The organism is Luteibacter sp. GL_149, from assembly GCF_057834065.1.
In genome coordinates, this window is record NZ_CM174395.1 from 591025 (window position 1) to 608094 (window position 17070).

Sequence of the window (17070 nt, forward strand, 5' to 3'; positions counted from 1 at the left end):
GCCATGACCCGACCCTTGTTGCTTATCGACACCGACCCTGGCGTAGACGACGCTCTGGCGATTCTTATGGCGCACGCCCATGCGGACGTGATTGCGCTTTCGGTCGCCGCGGGCAACGTGGGTCTGGACCATACGGTGCGCAATGCGCGCAAGCTGGTCGAGCTGCTGGATGTCGATACGCCTGTCTTCGCCGGCTGTCCGTCGCCGCTGGTGCGCGCTCCCGATGAAGATGCCGCCTTCGTGCACGGGGCGGACGGTTTCGGCGATGTCGGATTCCCGGAACCCGCGCCTCGCGCGCAGGCCGAGCACGCCGCGCTGGCGCTTCTGCGTATCACGCGCGAACGGCAGGGCGAGATCACGCTGGTGGCCCTGGGGCCGCTGACGAATCTTGCGCTGGCGGTGCGCCTCGATCCTACGCTTCCCCAGCGCGTCAAGCGCCTGGTGATCATGGGCGGCGCCGTCACCGGGCATGGCAATACCGGGAAGATTCCCGCCGAGTTCAATATCGGCTTCGACCCGGAAGCCGCGCACGTGGTCTTCGAAGCGTTTCCCATGTTCGAGCTCGTGGACTGGGAAGCCACCGTGCGGCATGCGTTTCCGGACGACGTGTATCAGGCATGGTCGGCGCAGGGCGATGAGCGTGCGCGATTCTTCCACGCCATTTTCGGCACGGCACGCGAATTCAATGCGCAGCACGAGCGCGCGGGGTTCATCGCGGCCGACGCGCTGGCGATGGCCGTCGCGGTCGATCCATCCATCGTGACCCGCGCCGAAACGCGCCATGTCGCCATCGAACTCGATGGCCGCCTGACCCGCGGTGCGACGGTCGTCGACTGGCACGGTCGGCTGGGTGGGACGCCGAACGCCAGGATCGTGCTCGACGTGGATCACGCCCGCTTCGGCGAGCTGATTGCCGGGGCGTTGGGCGTTCCCGCTGCCTGATCCAGGCCCGATCGCCCCGTTCCCTTGCGCCGGCATGGGATGGGGCGGTGCCCTTTGTATTGCAGAGGGTTGGTCGGCGGGCTACAATGCCGCTCTTTTCACCCCGCTTTCCAGAGTCTGCCATGAAAGAAAACATCCATCCGAAGTACCAGTCCGTGGTCTTCCAGGACCTCTCGTCCGACTTCGCGTTCCTTACGCGTTCGACCATGTCCAGCAAGGAAACCGTCAAGTGGGAAGACGGTAACGAATACCCGGTGGTCAAGCTCGATATCACCAGCCATTCGCACCCGTTTTACACGGGTAAGCAGAAGACGTTGGATATCGGCGGCCGCGTCGACAAGTTCCGTCAGCGTTACGCCAAGAAAGCCTGAATCATCCCGAGCGCGCCTGCGGGGTGCGCGCGAGGATAGAGGCACGGGGCGAGCTATGCTCGCCCCGTGCTTTTTTGCGTCCCGGAACCGGACATAGGTCTAACGGTCGTTTGATTCTTCGGTGTGCGATAATGGGCAGATTCGGTCGCTCCGGCGGCCGTCGCGTCGCCTCTCCCCGGGCGACGTTTCCCTAAAACGTACATTGGTCGGCGCCTATTCCCTCGGGCGCCGGCGCAGACTGAAGGAGCTCGCCGTGTCCGACGCCAAAACCGTCAAATTGGTCGATGAATCCAGCAAGACCCAGAGCGAAATGCCGCTCATCAGCGGAACCCTGGGCCCTGCGTGCGTCGATATCGGTACGCTGTATAAGGACACGGGTTACTTTACGTACGACCCGGGCTACGGAAGCACCGCCAGCACCAAGAGCGCCATCACGTACATCGACGGCGACAAGGGCGTCCTGCTGTATCGCGGTTACCCGATTGAACAGCTCGCCGAGAAGTCGAACTTCCTCGAAACTTCGTACCTGCTGCTGAATGGCGAACTGCCGGACAAGACGCAGTTCGCGTCGTTCGAACACGACATCACGCATCACACGATGATGCACGAGAACCTTAAGTTCTTCCTGCGTGGCTTTAACCACGATGCGCACCCGATGGCCATGCTGGCCGGGTCGATCGCGTCGCTGTCCGCGTTCTATCACGACAAGCTCGACGTCGATAATCCGGAAGATCGCAAGCTTGCCGCGATCCGCCTGATTGCGAAGATGCCGACGATCGCCGCTGCCGTGCATCGCCGTTCGGTCGGCTGGCCGGTGCGTTATCCGCGCAACAACCTCGAATACGTCACGCGCTTCCTGCACATGATGTTCGAAGTGCCGAGCGAGCCGCTGGAACTGAATCCGGTGGCCGCCAAGGCGCTGGACCTGCTCTTCATCCTGCACGCGGATCACGAGCAGAACGCTTCGACCTCCACGGTTCGCCTGGTTGGCTCGACCGGTGCCAACCCGTACGCGTCGATCGCCGCCGGCATCACCGCGCTCTGGGGCCCGGCTCACGGCGGTGCGAACGAAGCCGTGCTGAAGCAGCTTGAAGAGATCGGTTCGCCGGATAACGTCGAGACCGCCGTCAAGCGCGCGAAGGACAAGAACGACAGCTTCCGCCTGATGGGCTTCGGTCACCGCGTGTATAAGAACTTCGACCCGCGCGCCAAGATCATCCGCGAGATGTGCCACAAGGTGCTGAACGAGCTTGGCGTGAAGGATCCGCTGCTCGATGTGGCGCTGAAGCTCGAAGAGGCGGCACTGAAGGACGAATACTTCGTCGAGCGCAAGCTCTACCCGAACGTCGACTTCTACTCGGGCCTGATCTACAAGGCGCTGGGTATCCCGACCGAAATGTTCACGGTGATGTTCGCCATTGCCCGCACGTCCGGCTGGATCGCTCACTGGATCGAGCAGCACGAAACCCCGGGGTCGCGCATTGGCCGTCCGCGTCAGATCTACACGGGTGCGGATGTCCGCGATTACGTGGGCGCCGACAAGCGCTAAGACGTTCGCAAGTACAAAAACGCCCCGCATTGCGGGGCTTTTTTTTGCTCTTCACGCATTAGCGGGGACGGATTGGCGTGTCTCGTCGATCTTCGGACGAGGAGAGCCGCCTCACGCTCGTGCGTCGGGGAGGCCGCGACCGGGTTGGCCCTTGGGGCCTTCGGCGCCGTCCCTGCGGGAGCGGGCCGTAGCGCCGCATTCGCTCCGTCAGTGGGGTATCGCGGCCCTCGGCTAAGGCGGCCCCAAGGGCCAACCCGGCCACGGCACCGTCGGTTGCGGTTTGCTGTGAGGAGAGCGTGAGCCTGCGCCTGCGCACGTGATGGGAGTGGCTAGCCTGCTGTCATCTCTGTCCATACGTCGACGCCATGCTTTCCTCCACGTCACCGCGACGGCTCTCCTCTCCCCCGAAACGTCCGAGCGCAAAAGCGATGGCGAAGCCGAGCCCTCACGCATGAAGACGTCGTGTGAGACGGCGTCTTCTGCGCCCGTTGCCTAACCCGGCTTTCTATGCCGGTCGCCGGTGTGCGGCTGCCGGAGAAGCATCGTGGCCACGCCCACGCCCGTCAATCCATCGCGCTAAATACGCATGATTTTTCAGACTAGTCTGAAGGCGTTGTTTGTGCGTCGCCGTGAGAATGACAACACGTACGCGGGGCTGCGTATGGGGAGATTCAAGGATGAACAAGATCAAGGTCGGGCTCGCGCTCGCGTGTCTGGCGCTGGCCCTTCTGGCAGGCGTGTGCGCCTCGGGTTTCCTGATGCTGCTCCTGCTGAAAGCGAACCATGTTCCCTGGACGTGGAATACGTACTGGAAGTACTTCCAGATACTGGACCGGCCCGACATCGCGCGCTACGCCATCACGATCAAGGCGTCGGGTCTCGTGGGATTTGGCGTACCGATGATCCTGTGGGTATTCCTGCTGACGAAACTGTTCAAACGAACCGCCCGGGCCACGCATGGCGACGCCCGCTTCGCTCAGCGTGGCGAGCTCGCCCGTCAGGGATTGCTCAAGACCACCGATAACGGGATCGTCATCGGTAAAAACGGCAGCGACCTGCTTCGCCTGCACGGTACGCGGCATGCCTTGCTGGCCGCGCCGACGCGCAGCGGCAAAGGCGTTGGCGCGGTGATCCCCAACCTGCTGACCTACGGCGATTCGGTGGTCATGCTCGATATCAAGCAGGAAGCCTACGACTTGACCTCCGGCTGGCGCGCGACGCTCGGCCCGGTGTTTCTGTTCAATCCGTTCGCCGAAGATCTGCGTACGCATTGCTGGAACCCGATGACCTATGTGAGCGACGATCCCACGTTCCGCACCACCGATTTACAAGCTATCGCCGCGATCCTTTACGGCGATGAAGCCGGCGGCGATCCCTTCTGGACGAACAACGCCCGCAACTGCTTTCTCGCGGCAAGTCTCTACCTGTTCGAACAACGGGATCACGAGCGCCGACACAAGAAGAAACGAAGTCGGATAAAGGTTCCTACGCTGGGACGTATCTACCGGCTGTTCTCCGGCGATGGCATCGACCTCAAGGCCTACCTGCAAGGCCTCACCCACCACACGTTTCTTAGCAAGGATGCCCGGACCGCGTTCGCCAACCTGACCGCACTGGCCGACCAGACTTTCTCGTCGGTCATCGGCAGTTTTCAGGCGCCTTTGCACATTTTCCTCAATCCCATTCTGGATAAGGCCACATCGGGCGACAGCTTCCGATTGACCGATCTTCGCCGCAGAGCGATGAGCATCTATGTCGGCATTTCGCCGGACAAGCTCGTCGAGTCGAGCAAGATATTTAATCTGTTCTTCAGTCAGGTCATCAACCAGAACGTCAAGGAACTGCCGGAAAAGAATCCCGCACTGAAACACCAGTGCCTGATCCTGCTGGACGAATTCACCGCGCTGGGTCGTGTCGATATCATTGCGAAGGCGATCAGCTACCTCGCCGGCTACAACTTGCGGATATTCACCGTTATCCAGTCGCTGTCGCAACTGGACGCGACGTACGGGCGCGATGTCGCACGCGGCATGGTGACCAATCTGGCCTGCCAGATCGTCTATACGCCACGCGAGCAGCGCGACGCGAACGAATACTCGGAAATGCTGGGCTACACGACACTACGCAAGCGCAACAAAACGCGCTCGAATGGGGGAGATAGAAGCGTGTCCTATACGGAGGTCGAAGAGCGTCGCGCCTTGATGCTCCCGCAGGAACTGAAGGCATTGAGTCCCGAAGAACAGATCATTTTCATCGAAGGTAGCCCGCATCCGATCAAGTGCGGCAAGATCAGGTACTACGCGGATCGCTTCTTCAAGAAGCGACTATTGCCGAAGATCGATGTGCCGAAACTCAATCTTGGCTGATCGAACCGAACAGGAAGTACGCATGATGCGTCATCGAATACGTCACGCAGGCCACGCCTTCGTCCTCAGTTTTCTTTCTTTATTCGCCGCAGGATGCCAGACCGCCATGTCCAACGCCGATCATCCGCACGACCGTGGATCATCTCATCGCAAGTTCACTGAACATAATTTTTCTGCCTATTGTTTCAGCACGATTGGCTGCAAGGTGTTCTATCACGGTAGATACGACGTCGAAGATCGCGACGACGAGGTATCGAGCCCGCTCATGGGGGCCGACCACTTAAAGCACCTCGATGCCATTCGGGTTGGTATACAGAATTTCCCCCTGCCGGCTGTTGTGACGTGGCAATCAAAGGATGGCGCATATCACGAGGAAAAAATTGACCTTGGGCAGATTTTTAAAGACCGGCGCATCGTTCACGATGTTGACGAACGAGATATTCCCGAAAACGCCGCGATAGCGAATCCGGACATTATTTTAGTTGTGGATGACCGCACCATCAGCGTCTACATGAAATCTTTCATTCCATTAAAAGACTTGAAAGATCCGACAAACAAGCACAGTGATTTTAGTGACAGTTTGGTTCTGGCATACAGCCACACGTATTGATGGATCGACGAGGGCAAAGGAATGGCAGAGAAACACAAGTACGGCCCAGACGGGCAAATCCAGGATAGCGTTGGTACGTATGCGGTGACCACGTCTGATATGGCGATTTTTCAAGGTGTGGCGCTGGGCTTAGGATCGCTCCCCGTGCCGACCTTGTACCGATCTTCCAATCCGCATGATCGCCTTTATGTGGCGAGTTTCGATGGGACCGGCAATGACGTAGATGGCGATCCTGAGCACGCGACCAATGTTGCTCTGTTGAGTAAATCCCTCAAGGATATAGAGCGGATAAGTCCTCGTGTTCGTGTTCAGTATCTTGAGGGTCCCGGAACGCAAGGGAATTTTTTCATCCGTACGGCCGACGGTGCATTCGGCTATACGTATGACAAGCGGCTCGAAGATATGTACTTGAAGTTCCTGTTTCAGGCAAAGCGATGGCTAGATGAAGATCCGAAAGCACAAATACGAATCATAGAAACCGGCTTTAGCCGCGGTGCCGATCAGGCCGCGGGTTTTGCACGCATGGTGCACGAGCGGGGTATTCAGGATCCCGCCGGCCGCATAGAGGTTGACCACACCTTCGGCAAAGACGAAATCATTTACACCAAACCCGCCTTGGTCGCCCCCGGCAAAGTCGCCCAAGCCGTCGCCCTGTTCGATCCCGTCGGTACCGGCACGCCGCAAAAGCGCGATCGCCACCTGCCGCCATCGGTCGTCTCGGGGTTTCAGATCGTCGCGCGCGACGAACGGCGCAATGCGTTTCCGTCCAGTCGGATTATTCCGCAGGGGCTTTCGGCGGATGGCCGCTTCCTTGGCGTCACCGTGCCGGGCGCGCATTCGGATATCGGCGGCAGTTACCACGTCGATGGACTGGCACGTCTCAACGGCAACCTGATGGCCGACTACATCAATGCCCTGAGCGATACGCCGCTGGTGCGGAAGCGGGAGCTTCCGGACGATCCGGCGCGGTATGTGATCCATCGTTCCGAAGAACATCTGTTCATCTATGGCACCTCGACCTTCGAGCGGGACGGCGTACGCGATGTCATGGGCGCGCAGATAGCGCCGCCGCATTGCCGTCTCGTCGAAACCTGTGCGCCGCCCGATCCGGTCGATCCGCTACTCGCCGCCGGGTTGGGCGAGCGGCACCGGGTGGCCGTGCCGTCGATGGTTCCGTCCTATGCGGCCGCACGCGATATCGCTCCGACGCCACCGACTTATAGCGAGCGCTTTGCCGAACCGCTTCCCGTACGCCGCACGTATGACCTCGAACGCAGTCACGCCATCGGCAATATCCCATTGCCCGCCGACTACGAGTACCGCGACGACACCTTGCCCAACTTGTCCCTTCAGCCTGTGCATCGATTGCCCACGGCGGACCCGGTTGCCGAACGCTGGTTGGCACATGATATCGACCTGATTAATCAGCGAACGGAACAGGAGCATGGCAGGGCGTTTCCGGGACAGGACCACGCGCCGTTTCGGGCGCCCACTCTTGCGCTGGACCGGACCGCGGAACGTCACCTTTCGCCGGAGCGAGCGCTACCCGAAGCCCCTCTGCCGCGTAGGGACGAGCCGTCCGTCACCCGACAGCCGGAGCTGTCTGCACCTCGAGCGCACCTCACGCCGTCGCCCACACCGTCGTGGTCCGAGCCCTCTCGGCCGGCGGCTGCTTCCCCACCCCCCGCACCGTATGCCGGGTTTGCCACCCCGGAACCCACCTATCAGGCACCGTTTGCATCGCCACCCGCACCGTCCGCCGGTCACGCGACACCCGCGATGGACACGCTCCAGCAACGTCCCGATCCGCGCACGCCCGGCCACCCCGACCACGCCATGCACCAGGGCGTGCGCGAGCAGGTGCGCAAGCTCTATGCCGACGAGAACATCACCCTGTCCGAACAACACCTCGAACGCACGACGGCCGCGATCATGGCCGACGCGCGCCGTGCCACCATTACCCGGGTGACGTCTCTGGAATTCAGTGACGACGATAGGGACCGGCCGGATGTGAACGGTTACATCTTTGCCTATCAGGGCGACCCGAGCCGGGACGGCATACCGCAGAGCGTCACGGATGCCGAGAAGGCGAAGCGTACGCCGCCCGAACAGTCCTACGATCAGTTTCAGGACGCCACCGAACACCATCGCGAGCGGGCCACGCAGTTCCAGTGGCAGCAGGACCGGGCCAACGCGCAGGAGCAGCAGCGAGGGATGTCGCTTTGACGGCTGCCGACATCTCGACGCAGCTCGATAGGAGCGCTTAGCGCGCTTTTTGAGTGCGGGGTAGCGATTGATTGCGAAAAAATGAAAACGGCCGGTACGCGTCATTCGCATTACCGGCCGTTTTGTTTCGTTACGAATCGAACACCAGCACTTTTTTTAACAGAGATCCTATTGCGCGCTGTCGAAGGCCTGCATGTCTTCCTCTTCCAGCAACGTCTGCACCATCGACACCGATGCCCTGCGCATCGGACGTTCGTCCACACGGTCGAGCGGTGCCTGACGCATGGCGTCGAGAGGCAATACAGTGATGTCGAAAGGAATGCCGTCCGCGCCGAAGAGCAGTACGGGATGTTCGGTTTGCTCCGTGTTCGACCAGCGCAGACGGCGCGACTGGGTTTCCAGCGGAATGCCCTGCTCGCGAAGGAAGAGCGTGACGGCTTCGGGATCGTCGCTGAATACATGGAGGCAGACGGCCGAGTGTTCGTCCGCCGTGCCTTCGAGCACCGCACCGACCAGTCGGGCATCGAAGCCGCGGAGGAAGCGCATCGCTTCTATGGCCGCTTCGCGCCGTTCGCGCAGGGCCTGTGGCTGGCTGTCGGCCTGGAACAGGCGCTGATGTTCCCGCAGGGCGTCTTCGATCTCGTTGTTGCGAGGCAGGGCCTGCGTGTCGAGTATGCCGAGCCGTTCGGCGGCCTTGAGTTTTGCGTGATGGAAATCGCGGATGCCGTGCTCGCTCATGAGGCGGGCAGCCTCCTGGGCGACGCGGACGCGGTTGCGCAGTGTTCTGTCCTGCGCGTGGATACGATGATGTTCGCCTCTTGCCATGACTCACCCCCGTGCTGGTGTTTTTTGGCGTGTCGCGAGCGGCGCCCGTCCGGGCGCCTCGCGTCAGAAGATATCGTAGGCGTGTTGCTGCTGGTCCTCTTCCTGTTTTTGTGTGGCCTGCTGGCGAAGGCGGTCGACATCTTCCACCTTCATGATCTCCGGCATGCCGCCCGCCGAGGGCAGGCCGGAGCCCGGATCGATCTGTACGGTACTGATGCCTGGCGGCATCGAAAGCGTGTGCGATGGGCGATCCTTGAGGACGCTGCCCATATAGTCCATCCAGATCGGCAGCGCGGCCTTCGCGCCGAACTCGCCTTTACCCAGCGATGTGAAGTCGTCGAAGCCGACCCATACGGCGACGGACACGTCGCTGTTGAAGCCGACGAACCAGGCATCGCGGTGGTCGTTCGTCGAGCCGGTCTTGCCGGCGAGATCGTCGCGGCCGAGTTCTCTTGCGGCCGAACCGGTGCCCCGCTTGATGACATCCTGCATCAGCGACGTCACCAGATAGTCGTTGCGGACATCGATGACGTGCGGCGCCAGACGTGGAGCCCGCGTGGCATCGCCATGCGCATCGGCGGGCAGCACGGCATCGCCCGTTTCGCTGCCGCCGGTGCTGCTGGCGGCGGCCGGACGCGCGGCGACGGCTGGTGCGTTGACCGGCGGCGGGCCGGGCTGGGTTGGGCTGAGCAGTCGCTCCTGGCAGTCGGCGCAGGCACGCTCCGGATTGGCGAGGTAGACGGGATTGCCGTCGCGGTCGTCGATTTCGGAAATAAAGTACGGGGTGACGAGATAGCCGCCGTTGGCGAACACCGCGTAGCCGCGCGCCATGCTCATGGGGGACACGGATGCCGTGCCCAGCGCCAGAGAAAGGTTTTGCGGCAACGCGTCGGGCGTGAAGCCGAAGCGTTGCAGATAGTCGCGGGCGTAGCGCAGGCCCATGGCATCGAGCAGACGCACGGATACCAGGTTCTTCGACTTCACCAGCGCTTCGCGCAGGCGCATCGGCCCGTCGAATTTGTTGTCGTCGTTCGCGGGGGTCCACTGGCCGTCCGGACGCGACGGATCGGGGAAGACGACCGGCGCATCGTTGACGATGGATGCGGGCGTGAAGCCGCGATCGAACGCCGCCGAGTAAAGGAACGGCTTGAAGCTGGAGCCTGGCTGGCGAGCCGCCATGACGGCGCGGTTGAACTTGCTGCGTACGAAACTGAAGCCGCCAACCAGTGCGCGCACCGCACCGTCTTCGGGATCCAGTGCGACCAGCGCGGCCTGCACGGCTGGAATCTGGGTCAGTTCCCACTCGCCCTTTTCGCCACGGGAGAGGCGAATGACGTCGCCGCGCTTGAGCACCGAGTCGACGCCCTTCGGCGTGGCGCCGGCGCGACCCTCATTAACGTAGGGCCGTGCCCAGGCGACGGTGTCGAAATCGAGCGTGACGGATTCGCGCGCCGACAGGTACACCCTGGCCTCCTTCGCGCCGGTTTCGACGACGATGCCGGGCATCATGCCTGCGATGCTCGTGTAGCCGGCGAGAACGCGATCGAAGTCTTCGGGGCCGGCCTGCGCGGGCAGTTCCTCGTGTCCTTCGGGACCCCGATAGCCGTGCCGTCGGTCATAGGACGCGAGGCGGGTGCGCAGCGCTTCGTTGGCGGCCTGCTGGCTGTCGCTGGGCACGGTCGTCTTCACGACATAGCCTTCGGTCAACGCATCGTTGCCCAGTTTCTCCAGCACTTGCTGGCGAGCCATCTCGGCGAGATAGGGTGCATCCACTTCGATTTGCTGCTCGTGCGGATAAGCGTCGTTGGGTTCCTTGACGGCCTCGTCGTACTCGGCCTGGGTGATGAACCGGTTCGACAGCATCTGGCCCAGTACCCAGTCGCGGCGGCCGATCATGCGCTTCGGGTTATTGAGCGGATTGACCACCGAGGGGAGCTGGAACGTCGACGCCAGCGTGGCGCTTTCGGCCACGGTGAGCTGGTCGAGCGTCTTGCCGTAGTAATAAGAAGCGGCCGCGGCAAGGCCGTAAGAGCGATGGCCGAGAAACATTTTGTTGATATAGAGCTCGAGGATCTGGTCCTTCGTCAGCTCGTTTTCCATACGGAGCGCGATGAACATCTCCGTCAGCTTGCGCGAGTAGAGCTTTTCGGGGCTCAGGAAGAAGTTCCGCGCCACCTGCTGGGTGATAGTCGAGCCGCCGGGGCCCTTGTCGCCCCCGGACAGGATGACGTGGATGCCCGCACGGGCGATGCCGTGCCAGTCCACGCCGGGATGGCTATAGAAATCGGCATCTTCGGCCGACAGGACGGCATTCTTGAGCCGCTGCGGGACGTCGGCGATGCGCACGGGAATGCGCCGGGTTTCGCCGAAGGAGGCGATAAGCCGTCCATCGGAGCTCAGAACCCTGAGCGGAACCTGCATGTGGTAGTCGCGCAAAACCGCCACGGAAGGCAGGCGGGGGGCGATCAGCCAGTAGGCGACACCGACGGCGCCAACCGCCAGAAGCACGCCCACGAGGGCGAGAATCAGCGCGTAGCGCAGTAAACGCTTGAGAATTCGCATGGATGCGGGATCGGATCTTCGACCGTAAAGGGATCGTCCAGAGTATAGATGCAACGCCGGTTTGGGGACGCCGGGGGGACTTTCCGTCAAACCTGAAGGGGATTATGTAAGCCGGTGACTAAACTTGTGATTCAGTTCCCGAAGAGGGGTCTGATCGGCCGTTGCTAATCCATTAAGGATTCGTTCTAATGCCTTCGCGCCGAAGACATTACATTCCGACAAGGCGCGGGGAAGGGGGACAACGTGGGGCTCTTTACACCCAAGACGGCGCCGTTAATCGGCGTCGACATAAGTTCGACTGCCGTAAAGTTGCTGCAGCTCAGTCAGACAGGCGGGCGCTATCGCGTCGAGCACTACGCCGTTGAACCGCTGCCGCCCAATGCTGTAGTCGAAAAGAACATCGTAGAGGTCGAGGCGGTCGGCGAAGCTATTCGCCGCGCCCTGGCCCGGTCCGGGTCCAAGCTGAAGCACGCGGCTGCCGCCGTGGCGGGTTCGGCGGTTATTACCCGGATCATTCCCATGTCGGCCGACCTGTCCGAGGATGACCTCGAAGGACAGATACTGGTCGAAGCTAACCAGTACATTCCCTACCCGATCGAGGAAGTTAGTCTCGATTTCGAGGTGATGGGCCCTGTTCGCGACAATCCCGAAATGAACAACGTCCTTCTCGCCGCCTCGCGGACCGAGAACGTGGACATGCGCATCGCGGCGCTCGACCTCGGCGGCCTGTCCGCCCGGGTGGTCGACGTCGAAGCGTTTGCCATGGAAAACGCCTTCGGCATGGTGGCCGACCAGCTCTCGGTATCCCGGGATGCGCTGGTTGCCGTCGTGGACATCGGCGCGACCATGACGACGCTGGCGGTGCTGAAGAACCAGCGCACGATCTATTCGCGCGAGCAGGTTTTCGGCGGCAAGCAGCTCACCGACGAAATCATGCGTCGCTACGGTCTGTCCTACGAGGAAGCCGGCCGGGCCAAGCGCAAGGGCGGCCTTCCGGAATCCTATGAGATCGAAGCGCTGGAGCCGTTCAAGGAATCGCTCGTGCAGCAGGTCAGTCGCCTTCTGCAGTTCTTCTTCGCGGGCAGCGAGTACAGCCGCGTCGACCAGGTCGTCCTGGCCGGTGGCTGCGCTTCCATCGAAGGGATCAGCGAAGTGCTCGAACAGCAGCTTGGCATTCCCTGCATCGTCGCCAACCCACTCGCACGCATGTCGCTGTCGAACCGGGTGCAGGCGGAGTCCCTCGCACAAGACGCCCCCGCACTGATGATCGCGGTAGGTCTTGCCATGAGGAGTTTCGACTGATGGCACGGATCAATCTACTTCCCTGGCGAGCCGAGCGGCGCAAGCTGCGCGAGCGCGAGTTTTACATCCAGTTGGGTATCGCTTTTGCCGCCGCGGTCTTCGTGCTGCTGGCGTGGTCGTTCTGGATGGATGCCCGTATCGGCAATCAGGGCGAGCGCAACACGTATCTGCAGAACGAGATCAAGCAGCTCGATAGCCGCATCGCGAAGATCAAGGATCTGGAGAAGGTCCGGTCGGGCCTGCTCCAGCGCAAACAGATTATCGAACAGCTGCAGGCCAACCGTTCGCAGATGGTCCATCTGTTCGACGAGATGGTGAAGACCGTCCCGGGCAGCGCCCGCCTGACCGGCATGAAGCAGTCCGGCGACGCGCTTTCGCTGGATGGTGTGTCCCAGTCGAACACCAGCGTGGCCGACTACATGCGCAATATCGAAGCCAGCCCGTGGATGGGTCACGTCGATCTGCGCAAGACCGAAAACACGCACGACGCATCGCGCATGCCGTACACGTTCGGTCTGGATGTCCGCCTGAGCAAGCCGGGCACCGACGCCTCCGATCCGAACGCCGCCGGTGGCGTACCGCTGGTTCCGGCAAGCGCCGCATCGACGGCTCCGGCCGCCGTGCCTGCCGCCATCGCGGGTCCGGTGACAGGACTGGTAAAGCCCACGGCACCGGCCTCCGCCACGCCCACCGCACCGGTCGCCGCACCGCGTCCGACTCCCGCCGCCACGGTAGGAGCCAAGCCATGAAATTCCTAGACGATCTGCGCAATCTCGATCGGCATAACGTCGGCGCCTGGCCGAAGTCGATCAAGCTGTTCTTCACGGGCCTGGTGTTCGTGGTCGTCACCCTGGCGGGCTGGTATTTCTACATCAGCAATCAGCAGGACGATCTGACCTCGGCGGAAAGCAAGGAAGAGCAACTCAAGCGCGAGTTCTCCGACAAGCAGGCCAAGGCGGCAAACCTCGAAGCTCTGGAGCAGCAGCTGGCCGAAATGCAGGACATGCTGCGGACGCTGTTGCGTCAGTTGCCCAGCAAGACGGAAATGCCTGAGCTGCTCGTCGACGTTTCGCAGACGGCCCTTGCGGCAGGCATCGAGACCGAGCTGTTCCAGCCCGGTCCCGAGACGCCCAAGGACTTCTACGCCGAGAAGCCGATCACGCTGCGCATGGTGGGTACCTATCACCAGTTCGGCGCATTCATCAGCGGCGTGGCCTCGCTGCCGCGTGTCGTCATCCTGACGTTGCACGATGTGTCGTTGACCCCGAAGACGGCAGCGTCCAAGGGCGGCGATCCGGTACCGGGCGGCATGCTGGTTCTGCAGGGGACGGTCAAGACTTACCGTTACCTCGAGGACGACGAAAGTACCGACGTAAACAAGTCGGCACCGGCGACCCAGGGAGGGCAGAAGTGATGAAGCGCATGCACGCTACACACCGTCAGTTCCTGCTCGTGGCCTTCAGCGCGCTGGCGTTGGCCGGTTGCACCCGGGGCCAGTCGGATCTGCGCGACTGGGTCGCGCAGGAAAAACACAAGAAAGGCGCGCCGATTCCGCCGCTGCCCGTGATCCGTACCTTCGAAACGTTCGCCTATCAGGACCAGAACCAGCGCGACCCGTTCAGTCCCAGCAGCGCCGAGATGCAGCAGGCGCAGGGGAATGGTTCGGGCCCCCGGCCGGACGAAAATCGTGCCAAGCAGCCGCTTGAGATGTTCTCGCTCGACAGCCTGAAGATGGTGGGCACGGTAGGTGCCGGTCCGTCGATGGAAGCACTGATCAAAGATCCGGGCGGGGTGATCCACCGCGTCCATCGCAACGAATACTTGGGGCAGAGCTATGGCCGTATCACCGGTGTCGCCGAAGATCGCATCGATCTCGTCGAGCTGGTGCCCAACGGCACCGGCGGCTGGATGGAAAGGCAGGCAAGCATTGCGGTCGGTGAAAAATGAACTCGGGGATGACGCACATGACCATCAATAAGAATCATCTGCCGGGTAGCGCGCGTTTCACTATGCGCCGCTGGTTCCTCGGCGTAGCCCTTACCTGTTCGGCGATCTTCGCCGGCGCGGCGACCGCCGCGACGGCACTGCAGAACGTCACCTACGATGTCCAGCCCGGCGGCCGTGTGGAGCTGAAGCTCGCTTTCGCAGGTCCGGCACCGCAGCCGAACGTCTTCACGACGAGCAACCCTCCGCGCATCGCCGTCGACCTGGCCGATACGACAAACGCATTCGCCACGCGACATATCGACATCGGCAAGGGTTCGACGTCCGGCATCTCGGTCATCGCCGCAGGCGGCAAGACCCGTGTGGTGGTGGAACTGTTCCGCGAGTCCGCCTATAAGACGCGCGTCGACGGCAATAACCTCTATGTCACCGTGAACAACGGGCCGACGGGCGCCACGACGACCACGGCGGTCGTTTCCGATCCGACCAAGGCACTCCCCTCGTCGGGTGGCACGCCGATTTCCAACATCGACTTCCGTCGTGGCCCCAACGGCGAAGGCCGCGTTCTGGTCACGCTCGGCAGCAGCACGGCCAGCCCGGAAATGCATCGCGAAGGCGATCACGTCATCGTCAGCCTTGGCGGTGCGAGCATTCCGTCGAAACTTGCCCAGCGCCTCGACGTGCTCGACTTCGCCACACCGGTGCAGTCGATCGACACGAAGGCCGCGCCCGGCGGCGGTCGCATGGACATCCGTACCAAGGGCGAGGTCGAAGTATCGGCCTATCAGAGCGGCGGCGAATACGTCGTCGAAGTGGCCCCGAAGAAGGCCGCGCCGGTCAATCCCAAGCTGGCCAAGGGGCAGGATCCGACGTATAGCGGCAACCGCGTCACATTCAATTTCCAGGACATTCCGGTCCGCTCGGCGCTGCAGCTCATCGCCGATATCTCCGGCCTGAATCTGGTTGCATCCGACAGCGTCGGCGGCAGCGTCACGCTGCGTCTCGTCAATGTTCCCTGGGATCAGGCGCTGGACGTCGTCCTGCGCGCCAAGGGCCTGGACAAGCGCCGCAGCGGCAACGTGATCTGGATCGCACCGCAGGCCGAGCTGGCCGGCTACGAGCAGAGCCTGGCCGATGCCCGCGAGAAAGCGGAGAACTCGGCGGAACTGATTTCCGACTACATTCCGATCAGCTACGGCAAGGCGGCGGACATCGCCAAGCTGCTGACCCAGGGCAGTATGCAGTCCACGGGTGGTGGCGGTCAGGGCACCGGTAGTCGCGGCTTCCTCTCGGCGCGCGGCAGCGTTTCCTTCGACGACCGCACCAATACGCTGCTCGTCAACGACACGCCGGACAAGATCCGCGATCTGCGCGAACTGATCGGTACCCTCGATCGTCCGGTGCAGCAGGTGCTGATCGAATCGCGCATCGTGGTCGCCACGGATACCTTCACCCGTCAGCTCGGTGTGCGCTGGGGTGTGCAGGCGTCCAATACGAATCCGAGCGGTCAGGTCATCGGTACGACGCCGAACCTCAGCAGCGGTACGAACGGCACGGGTACAGCGGGTCTGGTAACTGGCGTACACAACAACGCCGTCACCTATAACAACGCCCTCAACCAGTACAACCGCGACGTTGCGGCGGCACAGGCCGCGGGTACCGCCATTCCGACGAATGTCCCCGTTCCGGGTTCGGTCGAGCTGCCGGGCGGCTACAACGTCAACCTGCCGGTCTCGAACCCGGCCGGTAGCCTGGGTCTCGCGATCCTCGGCGCCAACTACCTCGTCGACCTCGAACTGTCGGCGGCGCAGACGGAAGGCCGTGGCGAAGTCATCTCCAGCCCGCGCGTCATCACCGCGAACCAGCAGGAAGCGGTCATCAAGCAGGGTCAGCAGATCGGTTACGTGACCTATCAGGCCAGCTCCAGCGGTGGCGGTGCGCAGAACGCGACGGTCCAGTTCAAGGACGCGGTACTCGAGCTGCGCGTCACCCCGACCATCACGGCCGATAGCCGCGTTTATCTGAAGATCAACGTGAAGAAGGATGCGCTGGCGGCCATGGTGCCGAGTCCGGGCGGCGGTTCGGTGCCGCAGATCGACACGCGCGAAATCAACACGTCGGTGCTCGTCGACAACGGTCAGACTGTTGTCCTTGGCGGTATCTACGAGATCACGAAGGCGAATACGACGGACAAGGTACCGGGTCTGGGCGACATCCCGGGTCTGGGTGTGCTCTTCCGCCGTACGAACCGCAGCAACAACAAGGCCGAACTCCTGATTTTCGTGACGCCGCGCATTCTGAGCGAGACGTTGCAGTAAGGGGCTTTACCGGCGAAGAAGAGGCGGCCTCCGGGCCGCTTTTTTTTTGCTTGTT

13 protein-coding genes and 1 pseudogene are annotated in these 17070 nt (G+C 62.1%); 12 read left to right on the forward strand and 2 right to left on the reverse strand.

Features of this window, described 5'->3' with window-relative positions; all coding sequences use genetic code 11:
• The first annotated feature begins 3 nt into the window (after positions 1–3).
• The 7 genes and pseudogenes from AC3IR3_RS02675 to AC3IR3_RS02705 all read left to right on the forward strand — a co-directional run bounded on the left by AC3IR3_RS02675 (position 4) and on the right by AC3IR3_RS02705 (position 8064).
• Positions 4–942 (forward strand): nucleoside hydrolase, encoded by a 939-nt coding sequence (locus AC3IR3_RS02675; protein ID WP_489195493.1) that lies wholly within the window; start codon positions 4–6, stop codon positions 940–942.
• Between the two features lie 122 nt (positions 943–1064).
• Positions 1065–1313 carry a type B 50S ribosomal protein L31 gene (locus AC3IR3_RS02680; protein ID WP_489195494.1) on the forward strand — a complete coding sequence of 83 codons (249 nt, stop codon included), beginning with the start codon at positions 1065–1067 and terminating at the stop codon, positions 1311–1313.
• A 253-nt stretch (positions 1314–1566) separates the two neighbouring features.
• A complete protein-coding gene (locus AC3IR3_RS02685) occupies positions 1567–2862 on the forward strand; it encodes a citrate synthase (protein WP_489195495.1) in 1296 nt (431 codons plus the stop codon).
• Positions 2863–3539: 677 nt separating this feature from the next.
• Positions 3540–5228, forward strand: coding sequence for a type IV secretory system conjugative DNA transfer family protein (locus tag AC3IR3_RS02690; protein WP_489195496.1), 1689 nt, complete (start codon positions 3540–3542; stop codon positions 5226–5228).
• 22 nt (positions 5229–5250) lie between these two features.
• The gene (locus tag AC3IR3_RS02695; RefSeq protein WP_489195497.1) at positions 5251–5838 is read left to right on the forward strand and encodes a hypothetical protein; all 588 of its coding nucleotides are present in this window, start codon (positions 5251–5253) and stop codon (positions 5836–5838) included.
• Between the two features lie 99 nt (positions 5839–5937).
• A pseudogene (locus AC3IR3_RS02700) lies at positions 5938–6339 on the forward strand (phospholipase effector Tle1 domain-containing protein); the annotation flags it as partial.
• A 21-nt stretch (positions 6340–6360) separates the two neighbouring features.
• Entirely contained in the window at positions 6361–8064 is a 1704-nt protein-coding gene (locus AC3IR3_RS02705; protein ID WP_489225044.1) for an XVIPCD domain-containing protein, read from the forward strand.
• 168 nt (positions 8065–8232) lie between these two features.
• Here the strand turns inward: AC3IR3_RS02705 and AC3IR3_RS02710 are convergent, their stop codons facing one another.
• The gene (locus tag AC3IR3_RS02710) at positions 8233–8889 is read right to left on the reverse strand and encodes a hypothetical protein (protein WP_489195499.1); all 657 of its coding nucleotides are present in this window, start codon (positions 8887–8889) and stop codon (positions 8233–8235) included.
• Positions 8890–8952: 63 nt separating this feature from the next.
• Positions 8953–11451, reverse strand: coding sequence for a penicillin-binding protein 1A (locus AC3IR3_RS02715; protein ID WP_489195500.1), 2499 nt, complete (start codon positions 11449–11451; stop codon positions 8953–8955).
• Positions 11452–11694: 243 nt separating this feature from the next.
• Here AC3IR3_RS02715 and AC3IR3_RS02720 point away from each other — a divergent pair, with 243 nt between their 5' ends.
• Genes AC3IR3_RS02720 through AC3IR3_RS02740 form a run of 5 tightly spaced genes read left to right on the forward strand, consistent with a single transcriptional unit; the run spans position 11695 to position 17015 of the window.
• Positions 11695–12753, forward strand: a complete 1059-nt coding sequence (locus tag AC3IR3_RS02720) for a pilus assembly protein PilM (protein WP_489195501.1) — start codon at positions 11695–11697, stop codon at positions 12751–12753.
• Positions 12753–13502 carry a PilN domain-containing protein gene (locus AC3IR3_RS02725; protein ID WP_489195502.1) on the forward strand — a complete coding sequence of 250 codons (750 nt, stop codon included), beginning with the start codon at positions 12753–12755 and terminating at the stop codon, positions 13500–13502. Before AC3IR3_RS02720 ends, AC3IR3_RS02725 begins: the two co-directional genes overlap by 1 nt.
• On the forward strand, positions 13499–14167 hold the full coding sequence (locus AC3IR3_RS02730) for a type IV pilus inner membrane component PilO (RefSeq protein ID WP_132142235.1): 669 nt from the start codon (positions 13499–13501) through the stop codon (positions 14165–14167). The genes AC3IR3_RS02725 and AC3IR3_RS02730 overlap by 4 nt, the downstream gene beginning before the upstream one ends.
• Before the next feature lie 8 nt (positions 14168–14175).
• A complete protein-coding gene (locus AC3IR3_RS02735; RefSeq protein ID WP_132142234.1) occupies positions 14176–14700 on the forward strand; it encodes a pilus assembly protein PilP in 525 nt (174 codons plus the stop codon).
• A gap of 17 nt (positions 14701–14717) precedes the next feature.
• Positions 14718–17015 carry a type IV pilus secretin PilQ gene (locus tag AC3IR3_RS02740; protein ID WP_489195503.1) on the forward strand — a complete coding sequence of 766 codons (2298 nt, stop codon included), beginning with the start codon at positions 14718–14720 and terminating at the stop codon, positions 17013–17015.
• The last annotated feature ends 55 nt before the right edge of the window (positions 17016–17070 follow it).

What these genes read in the sequence shown, in the direction of transcription:
- AC3IR3_RS02675 (WP_489195493.1), top strand. Translation starts at nt 4, where the DNA reads ATGACCCGACCCTTGTTGCTTATCGACACCGACCCTGGCGTAGACGAC.
- AC3IR3_RS02680 (WP_489195494.1), top strand. Translation starts at nt 1,065, where the DNA reads ATGAAAGAAAACATCCATCCGAAGTACCAGTCCGTGGTCTTCCAGGAC.
- AC3IR3_RS02690 (WP_489195496.1), top strand. Translation starts at nt 3,540, where the DNA reads ATGAACAAGATCAAGGTCGGGCTCGCGCTCGCGTGTCTGGCGCTGGCC.
- AC3IR3_RS02695 (WP_489195497.1), top strand. Translation starts at nt 5,251, where the DNA reads ATGATGCGTCATCGAATACGTCACGCAGGCCACGCCTTCGTCCTCAGT.
- AC3IR3_RS02705 (WP_489225044.1), top strand. Translation starts at nt 6,361, where the DNA reads ATGGTGCACGAGCGGGGTATTCAGGATCCCGCCGGCCGCATAGAGGTT.
- AC3IR3_RS02710 (WP_489195499.1), bottom strand. Translation starts at nt 8,889, where the DNA reads ATGGCAAGAGGCGAACATCATCGTATCCACGCGCAGGACAGAACACTG.
- AC3IR3_RS02715 (WP_489195500.1), bottom strand. Translation starts at nt 11,451, where the DNA reads ATGCGAATTCTCAAGCGTTTACTGCGCTACGCGCTGATTCTCGCCCTC.
- AC3IR3_RS02725 (WP_489195502.1), top strand. Translation starts at nt 12,753, where the DNA reads ATGGCACGGATCAATCTACTTCCCTGGCGAGCCGAGCGGCGCAAGCTG.
- AC3IR3_RS02730 (WP_132142235.1), top strand. Translation starts at nt 13,499, where the DNA reads ATGAAATTCCTAGACGATCTGCGCAATCTCGATCGGCATAACGTCGGC.
- AC3IR3_RS02735 (WP_132142234.1), top strand. Translation starts at nt 14,176, where the DNA reads ATGCACGCTACACACCGTCAGTTCCTGCTCGTGGCCTTCAGCGCGCTG.
- AC3IR3_RS02740 (WP_489195503.1), top strand. Translation starts at nt 14,718, where the DNA reads ATGACCATCAATAAGAATCATCTGCCGGGTAGCGCGCGTTTCACTATG.